Source organism: Phenylobacterium sp. (assembly GCF_044236515.1).
In the GTDB taxonomy this organism is placed as follows: Bacteria; Pseudomonadota; Alphaproteobacteria; order Caulobacterales; family Caulobacteraceae; genus Phenylobacterium.
This window is the reverse complement of record NZ_JBIIGK010000176.1, coordinates 1-5,324: the sequence shown is the minus strand read 5'-3', so window position 1 is coordinate 5,324 and position 5,324 is coordinate 1. Positions and strand designations below refer to the sequence as shown.

General features: G+C 68.4%; 11 protein-coding genes. 4 read left to right on the top strand and 7 right to left on the bottom strand.

Features of this window, described 5'->3' with window-relative positions; all coding sequences use genetic code 11:
- Positions 1–28 precede the first annotated feature (28 nt).
- Together ACILRF_RS14100 and ACILRF_RS14095 are read right to left on the bottom strand one after the other, a co-directional pair.
- Positions 29–568 (bottom strand): hypothetical protein, encoded by a 540-nt coding sequence (locus ACILRF_RS14100; protein ID WP_395673962.1) that lies wholly within the window; start codon positions 566–568, stop codon positions 29–31.
- Positions 569–651: 83 nt separating this feature from the next.
- Positions 652–1,347 carry a Crp/Fnr family transcriptional regulator gene (locus tag ACILRF_RS14095; protein WP_395673960.1) on the bottom strand — a complete coding sequence of 232 codons (696 nt, stop codon included), beginning with the start codon at positions 1,345–1,347 and terminating at the stop codon, positions 652–654.
- Between the two features lie 186 nt (positions 1,348–1,533).
- Between ACILRF_RS14095 and ACILRF_RS14090 the strand changes: the two genes are divergently transcribed.
- Positions 1,534–1,725, top strand: coding sequence for a hypothetical protein (locus ACILRF_RS14090; RefSeq protein ID WP_395673958.1), 192 nt, complete (start codon positions 1,534–1,536; stop codon positions 1,723–1,725).
- An 88-nt stretch (positions 1,726–1,813) separates the two neighbouring features.
- Complete coding sequence (locus ACILRF_RS14085) at positions 1,814–2,098, top strand: hypothetical protein (RefSeq protein ID WP_395673956.1); 285 nt, start codon at positions 1,814–1,816, stop codon at positions 2,096–2,098.
- Here ACILRF_RS14085 and ACILRF_RS14080 read toward each other — a convergent pair.
- Positions 2,095–2,355, bottom strand: coding sequence for a hypothetical protein (locus ACILRF_RS14080; RefSeq protein WP_395673954.1), 261 nt, complete (start codon positions 2,353–2,355; stop codon positions 2,095–2,097). The two genes, ACILRF_RS14085 and ACILRF_RS14080, sit on opposite strands and share 4 nt — an antisense overlap.
- Positions 2,356–2,463: 108 nt before the next feature.
- Positions 2,464–2,664, bottom strand: coding sequence for a hypothetical protein (locus ACILRF_RS14075; protein WP_395673952.1), 201 nt, complete (start codon positions 2,662–2,664; stop codon positions 2,464–2,466).
- 177 nt (positions 2,665–2,841) lie between these two features.
- Between ACILRF_RS14075 and ACILRF_RS14070 the strand changes: the two genes are divergently transcribed.
- On the top strand, positions 2,842–3,540 hold the full coding sequence (locus ACILRF_RS14070) for a pirin family protein (RefSeq protein WP_395673951.1): 699 nt from the start codon (positions 2,842–2,844) through the stop codon (positions 3,538–3,540).
- A gap of 78 nt (positions 3,541–3,618) precedes the next feature.
- Here the strand turns inward: ACILRF_RS14070 and ACILRF_RS14065 are convergent, their stop codons facing one another.
- Positions 3,619–3,828, bottom strand: coding sequence for a hypothetical protein (locus ACILRF_RS14065; protein ID WP_395673949.1), 210 nt, complete (start codon positions 3,826–3,828; stop codon positions 3,619–3,621).
- A gap of 107 nt (positions 3,829–3,935) precedes the next feature.
- The gene (locus ACILRF_RS14060; protein ID WP_395673947.1) at positions 3,936–4,175 is read right to left on the bottom strand and encodes a DUF3297 family protein; all 240 of its coding nucleotides are present in this window, start codon (positions 4,173–4,175) and stop codon (positions 3,936–3,938) included.
- A 121-nt stretch (positions 4,176–4,296) separates the two neighbouring features.
- On the opposite strand from ACILRF_RS14060, the gene ACILRF_RS14055 reads away from it, so the two are divergent.
- On the top strand, positions 4,297–4,686 hold the full coding sequence (locus ACILRF_RS14055) for a response regulator transcription factor (RefSeq protein WP_395673945.1): 390 nt from the start codon (positions 4,297–4,299) through the stop codon (positions 4,684–4,686).
- Positions 4,687–4,704: 18 nt separating this feature from the next.
- Here ACILRF_RS14055 and ACILRF_RS14050 read toward each other — a convergent pair whose 3' ends face one another.
- On the bottom strand, positions 4,705–5,031 hold the full coding sequence (locus ACILRF_RS14050; protein ID WP_395673943.1) for a UrcA family protein: 327 nt from the start codon (positions 5,029–5,031) through the stop codon (positions 4,705–4,707).
- Positions 5,032–5,324: the final 293 nt, after the last annotated feature.

Below are 5,324 nucleotides of genomic sequence, written 5' to 3'. Positions count from 1 at the left end.
CCAGCAGATCGCCTTCATGGGATTCCCCTCAGTCGCAATTGCGCTTGACGGTGCTCATGCGCACCGCGGTGATCAGGTCGAGGGCGGTCACCGCCAGCACGAGGCCGAGGGCGACCTTGGCGTTACCCCGCTTGGGGTTCTGCGGCCGGTCCAGCGAGGACAGCACCGCGATGTCGCAGACGTCGCCCGCCACGCGCGCCCACAGCATGCCGGCCTTGGTCGGATCCCCCGCCAGGGTGAAGCCGGTGATCAACTCTCGTACGCCGAACAGCGCCTGGACCGTCGGGGTCGACGCGGTGACTCCCAAGGTCCGCTTGACGCTCTTCGGGAACAGCGCGCCCCAGAAACCGAGGCCGATCGCCGTCTGGCCGATCATGAAGGACAGCTGCGGCGAGATCGCCGGCGCTGCCCGCACCCGGTCCGTGGACAGGCGCGCGCCGCTCTTGCCCACGGCCATGCTCGGAGCCTCGGTCAGGCGCTCGAGGCGGCGGGTCGTCGGCCAGGCGATATTGGGGAACGGCGGCGCATGGCCGGTTCCTCCAACGCTGAAGGTGTCAGCAGCGGTCATACACAAAGCTCCCGTCGATCCCCCGATGAGGCCTGTGCAAGCCGCCGGCTCCGGCGAACGTTCCAGCCGGGCGCCTTATGTGATCAGCGCCACCGCAGGACGGTCTCCGTCGCCGTCCGCACCGCCGCGTAGCATTCGCAGGCAGCGGCCTCGAGCCCGGGGCGGTTGCGTACCGTGATCCTGCCGCGGGCGTAGGAGATCATCCCCCGGGCCTGCAGGCCGGACGCCAGCACGGTCACGGTTGTCCGCTGCACGCCCAGCATGATCGACAGATGCTCCTGGGTCAGCGGCAGCACGTCGGAACCCACCCGATCCTGGGTCATCAGCAACCAGCGGCACAGGCGGCGCTCTGCGGAATGCAGGCTGTTGCAGGCTGCTGCGTGCGCCGTCTGCAGCAGGGTGGCCTGGGCATGCTGGACGATGGCCGCCGCCAGGCCCGGGCTGGATTGCACGGCCTCGCGAACGCGCTCGGCCGGCAGCCGCCAGCTGCGTCCGCCGACCTGGATCAACATCCGTTCGTAGGCGATCGGCGAGCCCAATGCGTGCAGCAGGCCATAGCCGCTCTCCCGGCCGATGGTGCGGCTCTCGACCTGCGCGCCGTCGCGCATCACCGTCACCACCGACAGCACGGCGTCGATCGGCAGGTGGATGTCGACGACAGGCTCTCCAGGCTCCCCCAGGCGCGTGTTCCGCGCCAGCTCGACCTCGGTCAGATGCGGCCGCAGGGCCGCGACGTCCCGCAGGGACAGGGAGTCCAGAAAGTGGTTCCCAAACGTCATGGCGGCCGACCTCTCAGCCCAGCTTGCAGATCAACGCGCGGGGCGCCGGGGCGTTCATCCTGGCGCGATCGGCGTTGCGCTCACGCAACCGATGGGCGAGCATCTTTTCCGGCCCTATGTCGGGAGTTGAGCAGACGGCTGTTTCGGGGCCGCGCTAGGTATCGCCCACACGGGAGGGACTGCCCTTTGAGCGAGCTCTTGCTCTACGGACTGGACGAGAGTGGCGAGACCACCTTCACCCAGCAGCTCCGCGACGCCGATCGCGGGCAGCTCAAGGCGCTGGCTCACGACCGCCTGAAGTGTTTCGCCCGCGTCGAGGTCTGGGACGGCCCGATGTGCGTCCTGCGGTTGCGGCGCGATCCGCTCCCCCAAACCTGACCTCATCTCAACGCGCAAAGTTCGCCCGCGACGGGATCGAAGCCCGGCCGTAGGCGTTATCTTGGCTCACCGATAAAAAGGAGAGCCGATGGGGCACGCCCGAAAGCCGCTTCCCGTACATCCCGGCGCCGGCGAGCTTCGCTATCGCGGCTTCACCGGTCCGGTCGACTATGAGATTCAGGGGGTTCCCGGCACGCTGCGGTTCGGGCCGCTGCGCCTGCGCGGTAGCCTCACGGCCACGCCGGAAATCGCCGAAGAGGCGTTCCGCCAGGGCGAGGGCCAGCTGACGCTGGAGGACGGTTCGGTGTTCCGCGTCACCATGCTCGGCCACACGGCCGGCAGCGGCGTCGCCTATTTCGAAATGCGGGTTTAGGCGGCGACCTCGGCGGTCCGCGCCGCCGCAACGGCGCCGACCAGCACGTCGTCCTGCCAAAGTTCGGCACGCAGTCCGTCCCGCCGCTGCGTCAGGATCGCCGCCGCCATGGTCATGGCCTCGGCGTGATCGACGTCCGGCAGCACCTCGAAGTGCGGCACCCCACCCGATATTCGATGCACATAGCAGAGATAAGGCACGTGGAACTCCCTCAGCTCGACGGCGGGAGTGCAGCCCCTCTTTTTTGCGGGGGTCATGTCTCTCAGTCGCCGGAGCCAGTAAAGGTCACGCCCGGCGATGTCATGATCTTGGTCACATCGGGTCGGGGCCCGCCAGCACATATGTTGCTGTGTCGAAAAAAGACCTCAGGACGCCGGCTGCTGATAGCGCATCGACAGCGCCGCGCTGACGCCGGACGGCGCCTGCCGCAGCCGACGGGCGACCTCGTCGAGGGCCCGGGTCTGGAAGTCGTAACGACCGACCTCGACCCCGTCCTCTCGGACGATCCAGTCGCCCATACGCTCTATCACTTCGTACTTCATCACGCGGGTTGCAGTGCAACCCACACGATTAAATCCTGAGTTAACGCAGCCCCCGCGCGCAGCTAACCTGCCTGCGACCAAACGTCCCTTTCCGCTGTGGCAACAATCCTCTGCCGTGGCACGGATTTGTCTCTCAACCAGGATGACTATCTTGGCTGGCGAGACGGCGCGGCCAGTTCCCGTGCCCTGGAGGACCGAACCATGATCGAGCGGAGACCTTTCGACGCCCTTGGCGGCGCGGACCACGGCTGGTTGAAGGCGCGGCACCACTTCTCCTTCGCCAACTACTACGATCCGGCGAAGATGAATTGGGGAACCCTGCGCGTCTGGAATGATGACGAGATCGCCCCGCAGTCCGGCTTCCCGCCGCACCCGCACGCCGACATGGAGATCATCACCTACGTCCGCCAAGGCGCGATCACCCACCAGGACAGCCTGGGCAACCAGGGCCGCACCGAGGCGGGCGACGTGCAGGTGATGAGCGCCGGCACGGGCATCCGCCACGCCGAGTACAACCTCGAGCCGGAGACCACCCGGATCTTCCAGATCTGGATCGAGCCGACCGCTCGCGGCGGCCCGCCGGCCTGGGGCGCCAAGCCCTTCCCGAAGGGCGACCGACACGGCCGCTTCGTGACCCTGGCCTCGGGCCTGCCCGGCGACGACGACGCCCTGCCGATCCGCACCGACGCGCGGGTCGCCGGCGCAACGATCCGGGCCGGGGAGACCGCGGAGTATCCACTCGGCCGCGGCCGGCGCGCCTACCTCGTGCCGGCGGCCGGCGCGGTCGAAGTCAACGGTGTCCGCCTCGACGCCCGCGACGGCGCGGCGATCCAGGACGAGGACGTCCTGCGCGTGACCGCGCTGGAGGACGCGGAAGTCGTCCTGGTCGACGCGGCCTGATGGACTGAGACGCTGACCCGTCGCTGACCGGCCGAGGCTGCCGGCGGCGGGTTCAGCACCGCCGTCAGCGCCGCCCGATCAGTGTGGACGCGGCGGATCGACGATGGTCTCGCGCCATTCGCCCGGCGTCTCCTGGATCAGCACGTAGCGCGCCTCGTCATCGACCCGCGCATAGGCGCTGACCGCCTCCAGCGCCTCGGCCTGAGAGGCGAAGCTGCACAGCTCGCCTTGCTCGTCGTCGCACAGCAGCCACCGGCCGCCTTGCGCGACCACCGTCAGATCGAACATCGCGCTCTTCCCGCCCAGAGGAACGGAGTTATCCCACCCTCCGCGGGTCGGGGCCTTGTGTCGTCCGGTCGCAGGCGGCGCGGCCGAGCGCCGCAGGCCAGATCGCGTCAGTCGGCGCGGAAGTAGGGCTCGACCTCGCCCTTCAGCTTGACCGTCAGCTGCTTGCCGTGGCGATCGCGGCTGTTGCCGACCGCCAGGCGCACCCAGCCTTCCGAGACGCAATATTCGTCGACATTGGTCTTCTCTTCGCCCTTGAAGCGGACGCCCACGTTCCGCGCCAGGATATCGGCGTCGTAGTACGGGCTGGACGGATCGGTCGACAGGCGGTCGGGAAGAGTATCGCTCATGGGCCGCCCCTCGCATGGGCCGGCCCGGCGATCAAGGCCGAGCCGCGCGGGCGTCCTCGCGAAAAGTTCACCGGGGAAGTGGGTGGACGGATCAACCCCGTGTCGGGTAGGCGACATCCTGATGAGAGAAAGTCGCAAAGCGGGCGTGCTCCTCGTCGAGGACGAGGCGGATATCCGCGAGCTGATCGAAGAGGCGTTCGAGGAGCGCCGCATCGACGTATTCGGCGTCGACAGCGACGCTGGCGCCTACGCCGCCCTGGAGGCCGAGGCGACGCGCTACGGCGTGCTCGTCGCCGACATCAACCTCGGGCCCGGCACAACCGGCTTCGATGTCGCCCGCCGGGCGCGGACGCTCAACCCCGACCTCAAGGTCATCTACATCACCGGCCATGCCGCCCATCTCGACCGCTTCGGCGTGGACGGGGCGGTGATGTTCCCCAAGCCGTTCAATCCGGGCGAGCTGGCGGATCGGGTCCGCCAGCTGCTCGACGAAGGCTCCCCGACGGCCTGAGCCGCCGGGCCTGACGGCTTAGCGCCAGGCCAGCACCGAGGTGCGGCCGGCTTGCGCCTGTTGCACGGCCGACAGCTTCTGGACCAGTTCGGCCCGGACCCCCGCCTTGCAGGCGGCGACCTGGCTGAGGGCGCTGGCCGCCACACCGGACTGACGGCAGTGGGCTTCGGCGGCCGAGGCGACGCGCTGGTGATAGGCGGCGACGCCTTCGGTGCGGCTCAGGTCGAGATCGGCGACGCGGACCGAGGCCGGCTCGGCGCGGACGGAGGTGGCCACGGCGGCCATCGGCAGGGCGGCGAGCGCCAGGGTGGCGAGGCCGACGAAACGGGCGGTGAGCTGGGTCATCTGGATCATCCCTCGATTTGTTGATGCCGGCGATGTCGCCGGCCGGTGAGGAGTGATTACTTCTCTGATCTCACGAAGTCCCGTGAATATGCTGTCATGAGCGTAGTTTAACAATATTACGCCGCTTTAATCTAAGTATTACGGTTCTGTAAGCTTCGCCGTCTGTCATGGGACGGGGGCGCGACCAACCGCGCCATCGCCGCGCCGCAATGCCGGCGCTAGGATCGCGCCCGCGTGTCAGCGAGGAGTCTTCGTTGATAAAGGTCACATCGACGGTCGCCGCCTTGGCCGCC